This window comes from Croceicoccus sp. Ery5 (assembly GCF_020985325.1).
GTDB lineage: Bacteria > Pseudomonadota > Alphaproteobacteria > Sphingomonadales > Sphingomonadaceae > Croceicoccus.
The window spans coordinates 3687172-3703741 of the sequence record NZ_CP087587.1 but is presented as its reverse complement, the minus strand read 5'-3'; the positions used below and the strand labels follow the sequence as shown (position 1 = coordinate 3703741).

Genomic DNA, 16570 nt, shown 5'->3' with positions numbered 1-16570 from the left:
AGAAATCGCGTGCGGGATAGAGCATGGCTTTGCGCAAGGGCGATGGCTCTACTATGTTGGCCATGGCAGCAGATTCCCCGCTGCCCGATGGAACGAGGATACTACGTGGAACCCGAACTTCTGGCCGAAGACGCGATCCCTGCGGGCGACCCGTTCGGCCTGTTCGACGACTGGCTGGCCGAAGCCAGAGAGACCGAGATCAACGACCCCACCGCCATGGCGCTTGCCACCGCCAGCGCGGGCGGCGCGCCATCGGTGCGCATGGTGCTGCTGAAAGGGCACGGCGCCGATCTGGGGCCGGGGGGCGGCTTTGTGTTCTATACCAATCAGGAAAGCCGCAAGGCAGGCGAAATCGCCGCCAATCCGCAGGCCGCCCTGTTGTTCCACTGGAAAAGCCTGCGCCGCCAGATCCGGATAGAGGGACAGCTTGAGCCGGTTTCCGCTGCCGATGCCGATGCCTATTTCGCCAGCCGCGCGCGCGATTCGCAGCTGGGGGCGCATGCGTCGGACCAGTCCGCACCGATGGGCGACCGGCGCGAATTCCTCGACCGGTTCGAGGAAGTGCGCAAGCGATACGAAGGCAAGCCCGTGCCGCGCCCCGAACATTGGGGCGGATACAGGCTGGTGCCGCAAGCAATGGAATTCTGGCACGACCGCCCGTTTCGCCTGCACGAACGCCGCCGTTTCACGCGGCGCGGCGGCAGCTGGGCCAGCAGCCTGCTCTATCCATAAACGGCCCGCCCGCGCACCCGATGGCCGACACCGCCCACTTGTCCCATGAAGATCGCTCGCGCCTGACGCGCAGCGCCGCCTATGCCAGCACGACGGTCGCGGCGCTGTTGCTGACGATGAAGATCTATGCCGCGTGGCGGACCGGTTCGGCGGCCATGCTGGGCAGTCTGGCTGATACCGCGCTCGACATCGTGGCCAGCCTGTCGACGCTGGTGGGCGTATGGGTCGCCTCGCAGCCTGCCGATCACAACCATCGGTTCGGCCATGGCAAGGCCGAGGCGCTGGCCGCGCTGGTGCAGGTGTTGCTGATCTCGATCTCGGCCGTGGGCATTGCGGCCCGCGCGATCCAGCAATGGCTGGGCGGTGTCCGCCCGCAAGAGGCGGAGACCGGCATCGTCGTGTCGGTCATCGCGCTGGCGGCCACATTCGCGCTGTTGGCGTGGCAAAGGCATGTCATCCACCGCACCCGCAGCGTCGCGATCCGCACCGATCATGTGCATTACCAGTCCGACGTGCTGCTGAATCTGGGCGTGATCGCCGCGCTGGCGCTGGACCGCTGGACCGGCTTTTCGGGCGCGGACCCGCTGTTCGCGCTGGGCATTGCGGGCTGGCTGGCATGGAACGCGTTCCAGGCATCGCGCGAAGCGGTGGACAATCTTATGGACAAGGAATGGCCCATCGAAAAGCGCGAGCGTCTGCTGGAAGTGATCCGCGACACGCCGGGGCTGGAAGGGGTGCACGATTTGCGCACCCGCACCAGCGGCGACCGCGATTTCGCGCAGTTCCACGTATGGGTCGACGGCAATATGACCGTGCGGAAAGCGCATGACGTGATGGACCGGATCGAGGCGCAATTGCAGGCCGAATTTCCCGGCACCGAATTCCTGATTCATCCCGATCCCGAGGGCCTGCGCGACGAAGGGGCCTTTGCCTCGATGGATCTGCTCAAGACCGGACCCGATCCCGAACTTTCTCTCCCGACAGAGGCGAAACCCTGATGCCCGCCATTCCATACTGGCACGTCGATGCGTTCACCGATGCGGCATTCGGCGGCAATCAGGCCGCCGTGATGCTGTGGGAGGACGATTTTCCCGCCGACGCCATCATGCAGAAGATCGGCGAAGAGAATAATTTCGCCGAAACCGCCTTTCTGGTCCCTTGCGACGGACCCGAGGCCGACTGGCAATTGCGCTGGTTTACGCCGGAGTGCGAGATCCGCCTGTGCGGCCATGCGACACTGGCGGCAGGCCATGTGCTGCTGGAACAGGGCGGCGGGGACGAGGTGACGTTCCTGACGCGGCGGGCCGGCGTGCTGACCGTGCGCAGGGAAGGGGGCGGCTATGCGCTGGCGCTACCCGCGATTCCGACCGCGCCGCAGGACTGGCAGGCGGCTGTCGCCGCGCTGGGTGCAAGGCCGCAGCTGATCCACCGATCGCCCGACGGCTATAATGTATTCCTGTTCGGGGATGAGGCAGCGGTGCGCGGATTATCGCCTGATTTCGGTGCTTTGGCGGCGATGGGCGACCACCAGTTCATCTGCACCGCACCGGGCGAAAGCACCGATGTCGTCAGCCGCGTGTTCGTTCCCGGCGCAGGCGTGCCCGAGGATAGCGTGACCGGTTCGGCCCATGCGGTGCTCACCCCGTTCTGGGCTGCGCGGCTGGGAAGGGACAGTTTCACCGCATTTCAGGCATCGAAGCGCGGCGGTCTGCTGCATTGCAGGCTGGACGGCGAAACCGCATGGCTGGGCGGGGCCTGCGTGACCGTCGTCGAGGGTATGTTCCGCTATTGAGCGGGGAAGAGTTCCGACAGGCCCAGCATCCGGTCGTTCAGCGCAGTCTGCTGTGCCGCCGTGCTGTAACCCAGTCGCACGATCGTCAGCTTCTGCGACGGCACGACCAGCAGGAATTGTCCCCGATGACCCAGCGCCGCAACCGCGTCCGATGGTCCGCGACCGCCGAAAACGACCGCATCGCGCCCCTCTTCGCGCGCATGATTGCGCCATAAATGCGCGCCATAGGCACCGTCCGACGGGTTTTTGCCACCCATAAAGCGTATCCAGCCGCGCGGCACGACCGTTACGCCGTCATAACTGCCGCCCCGCCGGATCAGCTCCCCGATCCTGCCCCAGTCGCGTGCGCCGGCATGGAACATGGCGCCGCCGATCAGCGTGCCGCGCGCATCATATTCGCCGCGCATCGTGGTCAGGCCCAGCGGTTCGTATAACCGGCTTTGCAGCCAGCCCTGCATCGCTGCCTGCCGCGCGGCGGGCTCCCTGCTTTGCGTCAGCGTATCGGTCGCGATGTCGGACAGGATTTGTGTGTCCGCCGTCGAATAGGCGAATTGCGATCCCGCATCGTGATCCAGCGGCTGGGTCAGCGCGTAATGCGCCATGTCGTCGCGCCCGTCGCGATACAACATGCGCGCCGCATCGCTGGCATAGGCAGGCTGCGCAGTTTCACTATGCCGCAGGCCCGATCGCATTTGCAGCAGATGGCGCAGGGTAATCGCCCCGCGCGGATCGCCGCTGCGCTGCCAGCGCGCGACGGGGGCCGGTGCGTCAAGGGCGAGCGAGCCGTCGGCCACCATCATGCCGACGATCAATCCCGTGACAGTCTTCGACAGCGACCAGCCCAGTTGCGGCACATCGGGACCGAACCCTTCGCCATAACGTTCCGCGACCGGCTTGCCGTCATGGATCACCAGCAGGGCGCGGGTTTCGCCGACGGCCTCTTCGTCGAACAGGGCATCGATCGCATAGGCGAGCGCCGTGCGATTGGCGGCGGGCGTGTCCGCCACGGCGGCCAGCGATTCGTCGGACGGCGGCGCGATCTCTTCGCCGCCCGATCCGCATGCGGATAGCGAAATCACGGCGGCAAACACGGCCACCCACTTGTAGCGGGACAAAGCGCAAGGCATCAGGCGCGCCTGATCCGCCCGCGCCCATCGAAAGGCAAGACCGAATTGAGCAGCCCTGTGGAAACGAAGCCAAAGCGCAATCCCGCATGGAAACGGCGGTTGTGGCAGGCGGTGCCGGTCGCGGTGCTGACCGGCTTTGCCGCCGCGGCATTCGTCTGGGGGCCGGGCATGGCTGCCGAAGCGCGGGCGGGAACCGATTTTGGCGCGCGCATCGCCTGTTCCTGCCATTACGTTGCGGGGCGGCCCATCGACCAGTGCCGCGCCGATTTCGAACCGGGGATGACCATGGTGCGCCTGTCAGTGGACGAGGAAGCGCAGGAAGTGACCGCCAGCGTTCCCATGCTGGCATCGACCCGCGCGCGCTATCGCGAAGGCTGGGGCTGCGTGCTCGAACAATGGTCCGGTTGAGGGGAAGCGGCTGAGCGGGATCACCCTGCCGCGAAGGTTTCCTCGATCCAGCCGCCGCCGATCACGCGGTCGCCCGCATAGATCACCGCTGCCTGCCCCGGCGCAACGCCATATTCGGGCTGCGCAAAGCGGATGCGCACCTCTTGTCCCCCGCCCAGCGCGCCTTCCAGCGTGACGGGCACCGGCTTGGCCAGCGACCGGACCTTGGCCGTCAGCCCGCTGGCGGGCACGGGGCCGATGCGGTTCGTTTCGATCACGCGCATCGCACCCACGGCGAGCAGGCGTTTCGGCCCGACGACAACGGCATTGTTTTCGGCATCGATGCGGATGACATAAAGCGGTTCGGGCTGCCCGCCGATCTCGATCCCGCGGCGCTGGCCCACCGTATAATGCACGATGCCGCGATGGCGACCCAGCACATCACCGGTTTCTGCATGAACGATATCGCCCGCATCGCCTGCCTCGGGCCGCAGCTTTTTGACCAGCGAGGCATAATCGCCATCGGGCACGAAGCAGATGTCCTGACTATCGGGCTTGGCCGCGACGCCAAGGCCCAGCGATTGCGCGATGCGGCGCACTTCGGGCTTGGGCAGGCCGCCCAGCGGGAAGCGCAGGAAGTCCAGCTGGTCCTCGGTGGTTGCGTACAGGAAATAGCTCTGGTCGCGGGCCGGATCGTGCGCGCGGTGCATTTCCGGCCCCGCTTCGCCCGTCACGCGGCGCACGTAATGGCCGGTGGCCAGACAATCCGCGCCCAGATCGCGCGCCATCTTGAACAGATCGGTGAATTTCGGCCCCATATTGCAGCGGATGCAGGGGATGGGCGTGCGGCCCTGCAGATATTCGTCGGCAAACCCGTCGATCACCGATTCGCGGAAGCTGCTTTCGTGGTCGAACACGTAATGCGCGATGCCCAGCCGGTCGGCCACCGCCCGCGCGTCGCGGATATCGTCGCCCGCGCAACACGCGCCCTTGCGCTTGACCGCTTCGCCATGATCGTAAAGCTGCAGCGTGACTCCGATCACCTCGGCCACGCTTTGCGCGGCAAGGGCCGCGACGACCGACGAATCGACACCGCCCGACATGGCGACGACGATGCGCCGCTGCGACAGCGGGGCGGGCAGGTCGAACAGGGCGGCCGGGTCCAGACTGGTCGCCGCATCGGCCGAATCGACCGGCGAAGGGGTAACGGGGGCATTCATGATGCGCGGCCCATACACCGATGCCTGCCTGCGATAAACCGCCCAAAAAGCGCAGGTCCGGACCGCATCGCCGCAAAGCCGCGCCCCCGTTTACGTTTTGTTGACCAACTGCGGCCATGGTGAACGCCATGTTCGCCAAGTTTCCCAAGCTGTCGCGCACGCAACCGGATTTATCCGGAGCGGATGGCATGGCAGGGCCGGAACCGGACGGGGTACGCGAACATCTTGCCGACAGTTTCGGCCTGATCGCGCACGAGGCTGCCGGTCACGGCGCGCGTTCGCTCGACTGGCATTCGCTGCGCGCGAAGCTGAGCGCGGAGCGCGATTTGCGCGGCGCGCTGAAGGGCGAGAACGAGGCGATGGCGAGCTGGATCCGCGCCGAAGGCAGCTTCGACCCGCGCGCGGCCGAGGCGCTGTGCGGCCATGCAAACCCGCATCATCCGCCGTTTCAGGATGTGGCGGCCGACGTATCGGATGAAAATTTTCACATTGCGCAGGGCCGTTTACCCGATCCTAAGCCTTCGCAATCTATCACCGGTTCGGGATGCAGCGTGTCGGCGGATGACGGCACATCGGCATCAGGGTTGAGTGTTGAGGACTAGATGATCGAGAACCAGGACATCAGGCCATCAATGGTGATCGGACCGCTTGGCGAGCCGCTCACGATTGACGACCTGCCCCCTCCTTCCACCAAGAGGTGGGTTGTGCGCCGCAAGGCCGAAGTGGTGGCTGCCGTGAATGGCGGTCTGTTGTCGATCGACGATGCGTGCGAACGCTATGATCTGACGCTGGAGGAATTCGCCTCGTGGCAGCGCGCGGTCGAACGTTCGGGCATGAAAGGTCTGCGCGTCACGCGAATCCAGCATTATCGCGACCTTTACGAAAGGCAGATGAAGTACTGATTCCCCGTTTCGGGGAATGGCACTGGCAGAATCTTTCAGTATCAAAGGAACATCCGGCCTGATACGCCGTTCATCCTCCAGCAACTAAGAGGAGAACTGCCGTGGGTTGGATTATTGCGCTTATCGTGGGCGGTGTTGCCGGCTGGCTGGCCAGCATGGTCATGAACCGCGATGCATCGATGGGCATTTTCTGGAACATCGTCGTCGGCTGCGTCGGTTCGCTGATCGGCAATGCGCTGGCCGGACCGCTGTTCGGCGTTCAGGGCACCGTTCAGGCATTTTCGCTGACCGGCCTGATCATCGCGTTCGTCGGTGCGGTCGTTCTGCTGGCCATCGTCAATCTGGTCCAGCGCGGGCGCGTCCGCTAAGGCTTTTTGGCCCTATCCAAAGGACGAACGTTCAATTCTACTCTGCGAAACGCAATTGTTTCGCAAAGCAGCAAGTGATAACAGCCGAAATCATCGATGGGCTCCGTGGTGACTGCGGGGCCCGTCGTTTTCGGCGCAAGTGCCTCGATTCAGATCGGGCGCCCAAGCCATTAACCGCCAGCCGCCGGGAACGGCTGGTGCGTTCATACAGCCGCTTGGGGACGGGCGGCAGCAGGCGACCGACAGATGAATTACGACAGGTCCATAGAGACTGAAGGGGCGATTCCAGCGATGCACGACCGGATCGTCGATAGCGACTATTCCGATCTGGGCACGACGGGAGAGGATGGCAGCCGCAAGAAGCGGTTCGCCCTGATCGCTGTGGTTGCCGTATTGGCGCTGGCAGCCGTGGTCGGTTTCCTGATCTGGCGCAGTTCGATCGCACCGGCCGAGACCGAAGTGCAGGTCCCCATCGTCAGCGTCGCGGTTCCCGGCAATACCACCGTTTCGGGCGAGATTACGGCCACCGGCACCTTGGCCGCGCGGCGCCCCATGCCTGTCGGTTCGGTGGGCGAGGGCGGATCGGTCGTCGATGTCATGGTCGACGCGGGCGACTGGGTCCGCGCCGGGCAGGTTCTGGCCGTGATCGACCGTTCGGTCCAAAGTCGCCAAGCCGAAGCGCAGGCCGCGCAGGTGCAAGTCGCCCGCGCCGATGCCGAGCTGGCGCAGGCCAATCTCGACCGTGCGTTAAAGCTGGTCGATCGCGGATTTATCTCGACTGCCGATGTCGACCGTCTGACGGCCACTCGCGATTCCGCCAATGCGCGCGTCCGCGTGGCGGAGGCGACCCTTGGCGAATTGCGCGCCCGCAATGCGCGCCTGAACATCGTGGCGCCCGCGGGCGGCCTGGTGCTGGAACGCAATGTTGAGCGTGGGCAGGTCGTCGGCGGTGGCGGAAGTCCGCTGTTCGTGCTGGCGCGCGGGGGCGAGATGGAGCTGAACGCCCGTATCGGCGAAGGCGATCTGGCGCGGCTGTCGGTAGGCGTCCCTGCCGAAGTGACTCCGGTGGGCAGCAAGCAGGTCTTTACCGGGCAGGTCTGGCAATTGTCGCCGACCATCGACGAAACCTCGCGTCAGGGCGTGGCGCGCATCGCCATGCCCTATGACAAGGCGCTCCGCCCCGGCGGTTTTGCCACGGCGCGCATCACATCGGGTTCGATCACCGCGCCGATCCTGCCCGAATCCGCGATCATGTCGGATGCCGAGGGTAGCTTCGTCTATGTGGTCGGCACCGACAACAAGGTTGCGCGCAAGCCTGTCGAACTGGGCATGGTGACGGCCAAGGGCATTACCATCGCTGGCGGCCTTGCCGGGAACGAGAAGGTCGTTCTGCGGGCAGGCGGGTTCCTCAGCCCCGGCGATGTGGTCGAACCGACCACCGCCGAACTCGACGGCTGAGGAGGGCGCGATGGATCTTCGCAATATTTCGGCCTGGTCGATTCGCAACCCGGTCGTGCCCATCGTCATATTCGCGGGACTGGTGCTGGCCGGCATCGTCAGCTTTATGCGGATGGAAGTGCAGGACCAGCCGGACATCGAATTTCCGGTCGTGATCGTCGTCATTTCGCAGCCGGGCGCCGCCCCGACCGAGATCGAGAACCAGATCACCCAGCTGGCCGAAGCCGCGATCCAGAACGTCGAAGGCGTGGTCAATATCAATTCCACCGCGAGCGAGGGTAACTCGCAGACAGTCGTGGAGTTCGAAATCGGCGCCGATGTCGCGCAGGCGGTGAACGAGGTGAAAGCCGCGATCGACCAGATTCGCGGCGAATTGCCCGACGGTATCCTTGAACCGCGCGTGTTCCGCGCGCAGACGTCGTCCGATCCCATCGGCTATTTCGCGGTTGCCGCGCCCGACATGACGATCGAGCAATTGAGCTGGTTCGTCGACGATACGGTGACGAAACGGCTGCTGTCGATTGACGGCATGGCCGAAGTGGGCCGCGGCGGCGGCGTCGACCGCGAGATTCTGGTCGTGCTCGATCCGGCGCGCATGCAGTCGCTGGGCGTGACGGCCAGCCAGGTGAACGCACAGCTGCGCCAGCTGAACGTCGATGCCGCGGGCGGACAGGCCGAAGTCGCCGGTTCGCGCCAGTCGGTCCGTGTGCTGGGCAATGCCGAAACCGCCTATGAACTGTCGCAGATGCAGGTTCCGCTGGGCGGCGGGCGCACCGTCAGGTTGGCCGATTTCGCGACGGTCACCGACCGCTACAGCGAGATTACCTCGCTCGCCAAAGTGGGCGGGCGACAGGTGGTGACATTCTCCATCGCGCGTGCGCGCGGCGCTTCGGACGTCAGCGTTTTCGATGCCACGATGGAACAGCTTGACCGCATTGCCGAAGAAAACCCCGGCGTGACATTCGAGACGCTGTTTACATCGGTGCCCTATACCAAGGCGCAATATAACAGTTCGATGCATGCCATGGTGGAGGGCGCGGTGCTGGCCGTGCTGGTGGTGTTCCTGTTCCTGCGCGACTGGCGCGCGACGATCATCGCGGCTCTGGCGATCCCGCTGTCGGCGATCCCTACATTCTATTTCATGGATTTGATGGGCTTTACGCTCAATTCGCTGTCCTTGCTGGCCCTTGGGCTGGTTGCAGGTGTGCTGGTCGACGATGCCATTGTGGAGATCGAGAATATCGTTCGCCACATGCGCATGGGCAAAAGCGCCTATCAGGCGTCGATCGATGCAGCGGACGAAATCGGGCTGGCCGTGGTGGCCACCACTTTTTCCATCGTGGCGGTGTTCCTGCCCGTTGGCCTGATGGGCGGGGTGCCCGGACAGTTCTTCAAGAATTTCGGCCTAACCGTCGTGGTTTCCGTGCTGATGAGCCTTGCCGTCGCGCGCATGATTACGCCGATGGTCGCTGCCTATTTCCTGAAGGCCAAGGGCCATGCCAGCCACGGCGAGGGCAAGTTGATGGACCGCTATATGGGCGTCCTTCGCTGGTCGCTCGACAATTCGAAGGCCGTGTCCCATCGCCGGACTCTGGTGCGCGAGCCGCTGCATTTCAGCTCCGCATTGCTGGAGACGGTTTTTACGCTGCTGGTCCTTGCCGCCATCATTGCGGGGCTCGGCGTCGGGTTTAGCCTGATCTATGGCAAGCTCGACCTCTCGGTCATATTGCCGACCAACCCCAGCACGCTGATGCAACCTTTTGTCGGCATGGCCAAGCTGCTGATCGAGGCCGTGTTCTTCATGGCCGTGATGCTGGTGCCGGTCGTGTTCGCCTTTGTCGCGGTCAAGGGGCTGGGGCTGCTGTTCCGCCTGATGGGCGGCCATGTCGCGCGCTATCACGCGTTCTACACCGGTCGCTGGGCGGCGCGGCTGCGCGATCATCGCCTGTGGATGGTCGGCATCGGCTTTGGATCGCTGATCTGGTCGGTCATGCTGCTGATGTCGCTGCCGATGCAGTTCTTCCCGAACTTCAATTCCGATTTCAGCCGTATCCGATTGGAAATGGTCCCCGGCACCACGCTGGAACAGACCGAAGCGGTGATGGACAAGGTTGCCGGCATTATTAACGAGCGCCCCGAAGTGCGAAGCGCGCTGGAGCGGGTGAACGAGGGCAATGCCCGCATGTTCATCAACCTGAAGGAAGACCGCGACAAGACGCAGCAGGAGTTCGAGCGCGAGCTGACCCCGATGCTGCAGAATATCCCCGATGCGCGCGTCAGCTTTCAGGACATGCAGGGCGGCGGCGGCACGGGCCGGCCGATCTCTGTGATGCTGTCAGGCTCCAATCCCGACCTGCTGGATGAAACCGCGCGCCAGCTGGCGCAGGAAATGCGCAGCATTCCGGGCGCGGTTGCCCCGCGAGTCGAGGCGGACTTGCAACGGCCCGAACTGATCATACGTCCGCGCGCCGAGCTGGCCGCCAGCCTTGGCGTGACGACATCGGCGCTCAGCCAGACGATCCGTATCGCGACATTGGGCGATATCGACCAGAACGCCGCGCGCTTCTCTCTGTCGGACCGGCAAATCCCGATCCGCGTGCGCCTGTCCGAAACCGCGCGCCGCGATCTGGATGTGATCCGCAACCTGCCGGTGCAGACCGCATCGGGCGGTTCGGTCCCGCTGGAGCGGGTGGCGGAAATCGGTTTCGGATCGGGGCCGACGACGATCCAGCGCTATAACCAGCAGCGCCGCGTGTTCGTGGGTGCCGATCTGGCGCCGGGCGTGGCCAAGGGCACGGTCGATGCGGCGGTCCAGCAATTGCCGATCATGCAGAACCTGCCCGCAGGCGTGTCCAACGCTCCGTTCGGCGCGGACCAGTGGCAGGCGGAAATGCTGAACAGCTTCGTCATTGCGCTGGTATCGGGCATCCTGCTGGTCTTTGCCGTGCTCGTGCTGCTCTATCACCGCTTCATCTCGCCGCTGGTCAATATGGGATCGCTGTTCCTCGCGCCTCTGGGCGGGGTGATGCTGCTGATCATCGTGGGGTACGAGCTGTCGATGCCAGTGTTCATCGGCATTCTGATGCTGTTCGGCATCGTCGCGAAGAACTCGATCCTGCTGATCGATTTCGCGATCGAGGAAATGGCCGCTGGCGCAGGCCGCAAGGAAGCGATTGTCGAGGCGGGGCACAAGCGCGCGCAGCCGATCGTGATGACGACCGTGGCAATGACCGTGGGCATGATCCCGACGGCCATTTCGCTGACGGGCGATTCGGCATGGCGCGCGCCGATGGGCGTGGTGGTGATCGGCGGGCTGATCCTGTCGACACTGCTGACCCTGCTGATCGTGCCCGCAGGATTCAGCCTGGCCGACGGGTTCGAAAAGCGCGTCGGTCCGCTTTTGCGCAAGCGCCTCTTGACCTATGATCCCTCGCACCGGCACGAAAGCGATGCGCAAGCAGGTAGCCTGCCTGCCGAATAGGGCAGCGTGGACGATCATTTGACGGAGCAGCGAGCCCATCCGCCGGTAGAGCCCCTGGTCGAAGATCAAAGCGACCGCGGTCGCACCATGCGGCGGGTTGCGACCGGGCTGCTGGTGCTGATGGCGCTGGTCTTCGTGGTGTCGCGCAGTTTCGAGGATCGGGTCACGGGCCTTGATTTCGTGACCGCCTTTGCCGAGGCGGCGATGGTCGGCGCATTGGCAGACTGGTTCGCGGTGACTGCGCTGTTCCGCCATCCGCTGGGCATTCCGATCCCGCACACGGCGATCATCCCGACAAACAAGGACCGCATTGCCGATTCGATGGCGCGCTTCCTGCGGTCCAATTTCCTGACACCCGCCGTCGTCGCACGCCGGATGCGCGCGATGAATGTAGCGCGGGCGGCGGGCGATTACCTTGCCAGCCCGCCCAAGGGGCAAGGCAACGGGGTGCGCGCGGGTGCCGCCGAATTGCTGGCGCAGGCGCTCGAATCGCTCGATCCCGAAAGGCTGGGCGATCAGGTGCGGCACGGGCTGGCCGCGCAACTGGGCCGCCTCGACGTTTCCCCGTTGCTTGGCCAGATGCTGTCCGCCGCGATCGCGGACAAGCGCCACTTGCCTTTGCTGGAATCCATCGTCCGCTGGGCGGGCAAGACACTTGAATCGAACGAAAGTCTTGTGCGCAATATGATCCACGAGCGCGCCAATGCGCTGCTGCGCTTCACCGGACTGGACGAGCGGCTTGCCAATTCGGTGCTCGACGGGCTCTACCGATTGCTGGCCGAAATGCTGGTCGATCCCAACCACCCGCTGCGCGCCAAGGTGGAAGAAGGGTTGGAAAAGCTGGCCCACGACCTCGTCCACGATCCCGATATGCGCGCAAGGGTAGAGGGGATGAAGCAGGAACTGCTGGCCAATCCCGCCGTCGCGGGCTGGTGGCAGGGCGTGTGGGAACGGCTGCGGGGCAGCCTGATAGAGGCGGCGCGCAATCCCGACAGCGCGATGGGCGGCCAGTTCGCAGGCGCGTTGCAAGAGCTGGGCGAGGCATTGCGCGGCGATGCGCGGTTGCAGCTACAAGTGAACCGCTTTGCCCGCCGCAGCGCGGTCGGCATCGCCAATCGATATGGCGACCAGATCGTCCGGCTGGTGTCCGAAACGGTCAAGCGCTGGGACGCCACCACCATTACCCAGCGTGTCGAAGGCGCGGTCGGCCGCGACCTTCAGTTCATCCGCATCAACGGCACGCTGGTGGGCGGGCTGGTCGGACTGATCATCCACGCGGTTGACGTGTGGGTGCTTTAGGGGATGTTGTAGCGGATTACCTGCACTACCCACGATGCGATCGGCGCGCCATCTGCGCCGCGCGCGGGCTCATAGACCGCATCTTCCCGAAATATTTCGCAGGGCCGGTCGTCGAATTCATCCGTCGTGGTATTGCTCAGGATCGCGCAATCGCGAACGCGGCCATCTTCCCCGACGATCATGCGCAACTGCAAGGTGGCGACCTTTCGTGCATGTAGCGCCGCTGCCGGATAGCGGGCCTGAACCTTGGTGGCGAGGCGCACGTAATCATCATGCGGCAGCGTCGGCGCTGACATACGGTTGCGATTGGCGTCCGCGTCAAGGCCCCATTCCTCGACCAACTGCCACTCGCAGCGCTCCAGCATTGAGAAGACGGCGTCCATCTTACCCGTCTTCAGCGTGACCTTGCCCGACAGTCCGTCGGTAAACTCGATCCGGTCGATCATGGCAAAGCGTTCCGGCTCGGCCTTGAGATAGTCGTCCGACACGGCGCTGCCATCGGCGGTGATTTCGACAAGACCCTGCGCCACGAAAGCCGGATCGCGCCCCATCTTGCCGACGACGACCGAAGCCTCGGCGTCAGGACCGCCCGTCGCGAAGCTGAGCGCGATATGACCATAGACGCCCTTTTCGGGCCGACCGATCCGGGCATGGCGTCCGATCAGGGTCAGGTCGAACCCCCGACCGGGCCCTACGGTGCTGAGTTTAAGTGCGGTATGGTCCTCGCCAGACCCGAACTGGCGCGCGATCGTGCAGCGCTCGGGCGCGAAATCGACCAGCCATTGCGATGACGGGGCCAGCGTCACCGGGTCCGCAGCCAACGCAGGTTGTGGCAAGAGCGCCGATGCACCGCATAAAATGGCAATCGCCATTGACCTCATATAATCGCCCCGCATTCAATCTTTGCCTAACGGTAACAGGAATTTACGCGGGGTCAAAACCGGCTATCGGCAGGATATCCCCCCGTAAAATCGTTATCCGCCGCGAAATTGGTAAAGCTCATCGAGATGCTGCGGTCCAGTGCCTCGACATGGTGCCACCAGCCGATGGGCAGAAAGATCGCCTCGCCCGCATCGATGGTGCATTCCAGCATGGGCGGGGTGGCGATGTCGTCATTCAGAAACTCGTCCAGCGTCCAGTCGCTGAAACAATGCAGGCTGTTGCGCATGCGCGCCGTTTCCCAGCTTGGTACCATGCGCACCCGCTTCCGACCCGATATTTGCACCAGCAGATTATTGGTGAGGTCGTGGTGAAACGGCGTCAGCGTGCCGCGCGGACCCATCCAGAAAAGGCCATCGCGCCCGCCGCTTTCGCGCAGGATCGAAACGGGTGCCAGATCATCCCACAAGGGCGCGAGCGTGGCCTTGTTGGTCTTGTCGTTATAGGCGGTGATATAGAAATCATTGCTCGCCTCGTCGCGGCGCAGCAATTCGATCACCGCGCGCATGGGCACGCGCCGTTCATGCGCGGTCTTGTCACTTTCGTAAGTCGGTGAAGCGCCGCGCTGGCCCTGCAATTCGACAACAGCATTGCCCAGAGTTTGGTCAAGATAATCGAGTGTCCAGCGTTCCAGCGCGGGCCAGTGATCGACCAGCCCTGTCAGCTTGACGGGACGGTTGGCAAAATAGAACGCGCGGAAGAAGCGCTCTGGTTCGATCGCGTGCACGGTCGGAATGCTATGCGCCCCATCGTTCTGGGCATGGAGGCGGGCATAAAGGTCCAGCGTCCAGTCGCGTTTTGCCAGCTTGTTGGAGAGCTGTCGGGCGGCCGCGAAGAACGGGTCCTTGGCAAGGCGTTTCAGTTCGTAATCCGCGCTTTTGTCGCTGGCGCCGCTGTTAAGCAGCCGGGCGCGGATTTGCTGTTCGTCACAGCCGTCGAGGAGCGCCTGCGCGATCACGTCGCGCTTGGCATGGGGTGATTCGCCGGTTTTCGCCATGCGACTGTTTAGTGCGCGAATATTGCGCGAGAAAGATGGGGCGACATGCTGTCCGCATGCCGCCCCATGGGCATTACAACTTCTCAACCAATTCCGGCACTGCCTTATAGAGATCGGCGACGAGGCCGATGTCGGCGACCTGGAAGATGGGTGCGTCCTCGTCCTTGTTGATGGCGATGATGGTCTTGGAATCCTTCATGCCGGCAAGGTGCTGGATGGCGCCGCTGATGCCGATGGCGATATAGACTTCGGGGGCGACGATCTTGCCCGTCTGCCCGACCTGATAATCGTTGGGGACATAGCCCGCGTCCACCGCAGCGCGCGATGCGCCGACGCCCGCGCCGAGCTTGTCGGCAAGCGGCATGATGGTCGCCTCGAACGTCTCGGCATCCTTCAGCGCGCGGCCGCCCGATACGATGATCTTCGCGCTGGTCAGTTCGGGGCGTTCGCTCTTGGCGAGTTCGGCACTGACAAAGCTCGACTTGCCCGCATCGCCGGTGGAGGCAACCGCTTCGATCGCAGCGCTGCCGCCGGTGGCCTCGGCCTTGTCGAAGGCAGTGCCGCGCACGGTGATGACCAGCTTGGGATCGCTCGATTCAACCGTGGCGATGGCATTGCCTGCATAGATCGGACGGGTGAAACTCTTCTCGCCCTCGACCGACAGGATATCGCTGATCTGCATCACGTCGAGCAATGCCGCCACGCGCGGGGCGATATTCTTGCCGGTGGTGGTGGCAGGAAACAGCACCGCGTCATGGTGATCCATGATCGAGACGATCAGCGGCGCGACATTCTCGGCCAGCTGGTGTTCGTAGGCCGCATCGTCCGCGACATGGACCTTGCCCACGCCCGCGATCTTCGCGGCGGCATCGGCCACAGTGCCGCAGCCCGCACCCGCGACCAGCAGATGCACCTCGCCCAGCTTTGCAGCGGCGGTTACCGTGGCAAGCGTCGCATCGCCCAGATTGCTATTGTCGTGATCGACATAAACAAGCGTCTTCATCATGCTACTCCAAGCGCTTTGAGTTTGGCGACCAGCTCGTCGACATCGGCGACCTTCACGCCTGCCTGACGCACCGGCGGTTCGGACACGTTCAGCGTCTTCAGGCGCGGCGCGATATCGACGCCGTAATCAGCCGGAGTCCTAGTCTCCAATGGCTTCTTCTTCGCCTTCATGATGTTGGGCAGGCTCGCATAGCGCGGCTCGTTCAGGCGCAAATCGGTCGTGACGATCGCGGGAAGGCCCAGCTTCACCGTCTCCAGCCCGCCATCGACTTCGCGCGTCACGTTCACGCTATCGCCGTCGATCTCGACCTTCGATGCGAACGTGCCCTGCGGCAGGTCCATCAGCGCGGCCAGCATCTGGCCGGTCTGGTTGCTGTCGTCGTCGATCGCCTGCTTGCCAAGGATGATGATGCCCGGCTCGATCCCGGCGGCCACGGCCTTCAGGATCTTGGCCACCGCCAGCGGCTCGACCTCCTGATCGGTCTCGACCAGCACCGCGCTGTCCGCACCCATCGCCAGCGCCGTGCGCAGCGTTTCCTGCGCCTTGGCAGGGCCGATGCTGACCGCGATGATCTCTTCGACCTTGCCCGCTTCCTTCAAACGGATCGCTTCTTCCACCGCGATCTCGTCGAACGGGTTCATGCTCATCTTCACATTCGCAAGATCGACACCCGAACCGTCCGCCTTCACACGCGGCTTCACGTTGTAATCAATCACCCGCTTCACGGGCACTAGGGCTTTCATGGCTAAAGCACTCCCATCGATTGGTTGCGCGACTGCTGCCCATCCGGCGGCAATCGCCTGTGTTCTGCTGCCATCTGATAGAGGTTGACCATTACGTCAATCAACTGCTTTTTGGGTTA

Annotated in this window: 16 protein-coding genes; 10 read left to right on the top strand and 6 right to left on the bottom strand. The window is 64.0% G+C overall.

Annotated features, from left to right (window positions below; genetic code table 11):
- Window positions 1-105: 105 nt before the first annotated feature.
- From pdxH to LOZ74_RS17500, 3 genes are read left to right on the top strand one after another with little or no spacing between them, the layout of a single operon-like run.
- On the top strand, window positions 106-732 hold the full coding sequence (gene pdxH / locus LOZ74_RS17510; RefSeq protein ID WP_230292254.1) for a pyridoxamine 5'-phosphate oxidase: 627 nt from the start codon (window positions 106-108) through the stop codon (window positions 730-732).
- Window positions 733-752: 20 nt separating this feature from the next.
- Complete coding sequence (locus LOZ74_RS17505) at window positions 753-1730, top strand: cation diffusion facilitator family transporter (protein ID WP_230292253.1); 978 nt, start codon at window positions 753-755, stop codon at window positions 1728-1730.
- Window positions 1730-2524 carry a PhzF family phenazine biosynthesis protein gene (locus LOZ74_RS17500; protein WP_230292252.1) on the top strand — a complete coding sequence of 265 codons (795 nt, stop codon included), beginning with the start codon at window positions 1730-1732 and terminating at the stop codon, window positions 2522-2524. Before LOZ74_RS17505 ends, LOZ74_RS17500 begins: the two co-directional genes overlap by 1 nt.
- Here LOZ74_RS17500 and LOZ74_RS17495 read toward each other — a convergent pair.
- Window positions 2518-3639 (bottom strand): serine hydrolase, encoded by a 1122-nt coding sequence (locus LOZ74_RS17495; protein WP_230292251.1) that lies wholly within the window; start codon window positions 3637-3639, stop codon window positions 2518-2520. The two genes, LOZ74_RS17500 and LOZ74_RS17495, sit on opposite strands and share 7 nt — an antisense overlap.
- A gap of 57 nt (window positions 3640-3696) precedes the next feature.
- Between LOZ74_RS17495 and LOZ74_RS17490 the strand changes: the two genes are divergently transcribed.
- Window positions 3697-4059: a hypothetical protein gene (locus tag LOZ74_RS17490; protein ID WP_230292250.1), complete on the top strand. Its 363-nt coding sequence runs from the start codon at window positions 3697-3699 to the stop codon at window positions 4057-4059.
- Window positions 4060-4079: 20 nt separating this feature from the next.
- Here LOZ74_RS17490 and mnmA read toward each other — a convergent pair whose 3' ends face one another.
- A complete protein-coding gene (mnmA, locus tag LOZ74_RS17485) occupies window positions 4080-5258 on the bottom strand; it encodes a tRNA 2-thiouridine(34) synthase MnmA (RefSeq protein ID WP_230292249.1) in 1179 nt (392 codons plus the stop codon).
- A gap of 128 nt (window positions 5259-5386) precedes the next feature.
- On the opposite strand from mnmA, the gene LOZ74_RS17480 reads away from it, so the two are divergent.
- The 6 genes from LOZ74_RS17480 to LOZ74_RS17455 all read left to right on the top strand — a co-directional run bounded on the left by LOZ74_RS17480 (window position 5387) and on the right by LOZ74_RS17455 (window position 12766).
- Window positions 5387-5860, top strand: a complete 474-nt coding sequence (locus LOZ74_RS17480; protein WP_230292248.1) for a hypothetical protein — start codon at window positions 5387-5389, stop codon at window positions 5858-5860.
- Complete coding sequence (locus LOZ74_RS17475) at window positions 5861-6160, top strand: DUF1153 domain-containing protein (RefSeq protein WP_230279639.1); 300 nt, start codon at window positions 5861-5863, stop codon at window positions 6158-6160.
- Between the two features lie 101 nt (window positions 6161-6261).
- Window positions 6262-6528, top strand: a complete 267-nt coding sequence (locus tag LOZ74_RS17470; RefSeq protein ID WP_230279640.1) for a GlsB/YeaQ/YmgE family stress response membrane protein — start codon at window positions 6262-6264, stop codon at window positions 6526-6528.
- A 246-nt stretch (window positions 6529-6774) separates the two neighbouring features.
- Window positions 6775-7986 (top strand): efflux RND transporter periplasmic adaptor subunit, encoded by a 1212-nt coding sequence (locus tag LOZ74_RS17465; RefSeq protein WP_230292247.1) that lies wholly within the window; start codon window positions 6775-6777, stop codon window positions 7984-7986.
- A gap of 10 nt (window positions 7987-7996) precedes the next feature.
- Window positions 7997-11467: an efflux RND transporter permease subunit gene (locus LOZ74_RS17460; RefSeq protein WP_230292246.1), complete on the top strand. Its 3471-nt coding sequence runs from the start codon at window positions 7997-7999 to the stop codon at window positions 11465-11467.
- Between the two features lie 87 nt (window positions 11468-11554).
- Window positions 11555-12766, top strand: coding sequence for a DUF445 domain-containing protein (locus LOZ74_RS17455; protein ID WP_230293948.1), 1212 nt, complete (start codon window positions 11555-11557; stop codon window positions 12764-12766).
- On the opposite strand, the gene LOZ74_RS17450 is transcribed toward LOZ74_RS17455, so the two are convergent.
- The 4 genes from LOZ74_RS17450 to LOZ74_RS17435 form a co-directional block, all read right to left on the bottom strand.
- Entirely contained in the window at window positions 12763-13587 is an 825-nt protein-coding gene (locus LOZ74_RS17450; RefSeq protein ID WP_230292245.1) for an energy transducer TonB, read from the bottom strand. The genes LOZ74_RS17455 and LOZ74_RS17450 overlap by 4 nt on opposite strands.
- A 113-nt stretch (window positions 13588-13700) precedes the next feature.
- Entirely contained in the window at window positions 13701-14702 is a 1002-nt protein-coding gene (locus LOZ74_RS17445) for a cupin-like domain-containing protein (protein WP_230292244.1), read from the bottom strand.
- A gap of 73 nt (window positions 14703-14775) precedes the next feature.
- On the bottom strand, window positions 14776-15705 hold the full coding sequence (locus LOZ74_RS17440; RefSeq protein WP_230293947.1) for an electron transfer flavoprotein subunit alpha/FixB family protein: 930 nt from the start codon (window positions 15703-15705) through the stop codon (window positions 14776-14778).
- Entirely contained in the window at window positions 15705-16451 is a 747-nt protein-coding gene (locus tag LOZ74_RS17435) for an electron transfer flavoprotein subunit beta/FixA family protein (RefSeq protein WP_230292243.1), read from the bottom strand. The genes LOZ74_RS17440 and LOZ74_RS17435 overlap by 1 nt, the downstream gene beginning before the upstream one ends.
- Window positions 16452-16570 lie beyond the last annotated feature (119 nt).

What these genes read in the sequence shown, in the direction of transcription:
- LOZ74_RS17435 (WP_230292243.1), bottom strand. Translation starts at nt 16,451, where the DNA reads ATGAAAGCCCTAGTGCCCGTGAAGCGGGTGATTGATTACAACGTGAAG.
- LOZ74_RS17465 (WP_230292247.1), top strand. Translation starts at nt 6,775, where the DNA reads ATGAATTACGACAGGTCCATAGAGACTGAAGGGGCGATTCCAGCGATG.
- mnmA (WP_230292249.1), bottom strand. Translation starts at nt 5,258, where the DNA reads ATGAATGCCCCCGTTACCCCTTCGCCGGTCGATTCGGCCGATGCGGCG.
- LOZ74_RS17445 (WP_230292244.1), bottom strand. Translation starts at nt 14,702, where the DNA reads ATGGCGAAAACCGGCGAATCACCCCATGCCAAGCGCGACGTGATCGCG.
- LOZ74_RS17475 (WP_230279639.1), top strand. Translation starts at nt 5,861, where the DNA reads ATGATCGAGAACCAGGACATCAGGCCATCAATGGTGATCGGACCGCTT.
- LOZ74_RS17505 (WP_230292253.1), top strand. Translation starts at nt 753, where the DNA reads ATGGCCGACACCGCCCACTTGTCCCATGAAGATCGCTCGCGCCTGACG.
- LOZ74_RS17440 (WP_230293947.1), bottom strand. Translation starts at nt 15,705, where the DNA reads ATGAAGACGCTTGTTTATGTCGATCACGACAATAGCAATCTGGGCGAT.
- LOZ74_RS17455 (WP_230293948.1), top strand. Translation starts at nt 11,555, where the DNA reads ATGCGGCGGGTTGCGACCGGGCTGCTGGTGCTGATGGCGCTGGTCTTC.
- LOZ74_RS17500 (WP_230292252.1), top strand. Translation starts at nt 1,730, where the DNA reads ATGCCCGCCATTCCATACTGGCACGTCGATGCGTTCACCGATGCGGCA.
- LOZ74_RS17480 (WP_230292248.1), top strand. Translation starts at nt 5,387, where the DNA reads ATGTTCGCCAAGTTTCCCAAGCTGTCGCGCACGCAACCGGATTTATCC.
- LOZ74_RS17460 (WP_230292246.1), top strand. Translation starts at nt 7,997, where the DNA reads ATGGATCTTCGCAATATTTCGGCCTGGTCGATTCGCAACCCGGTCGTG.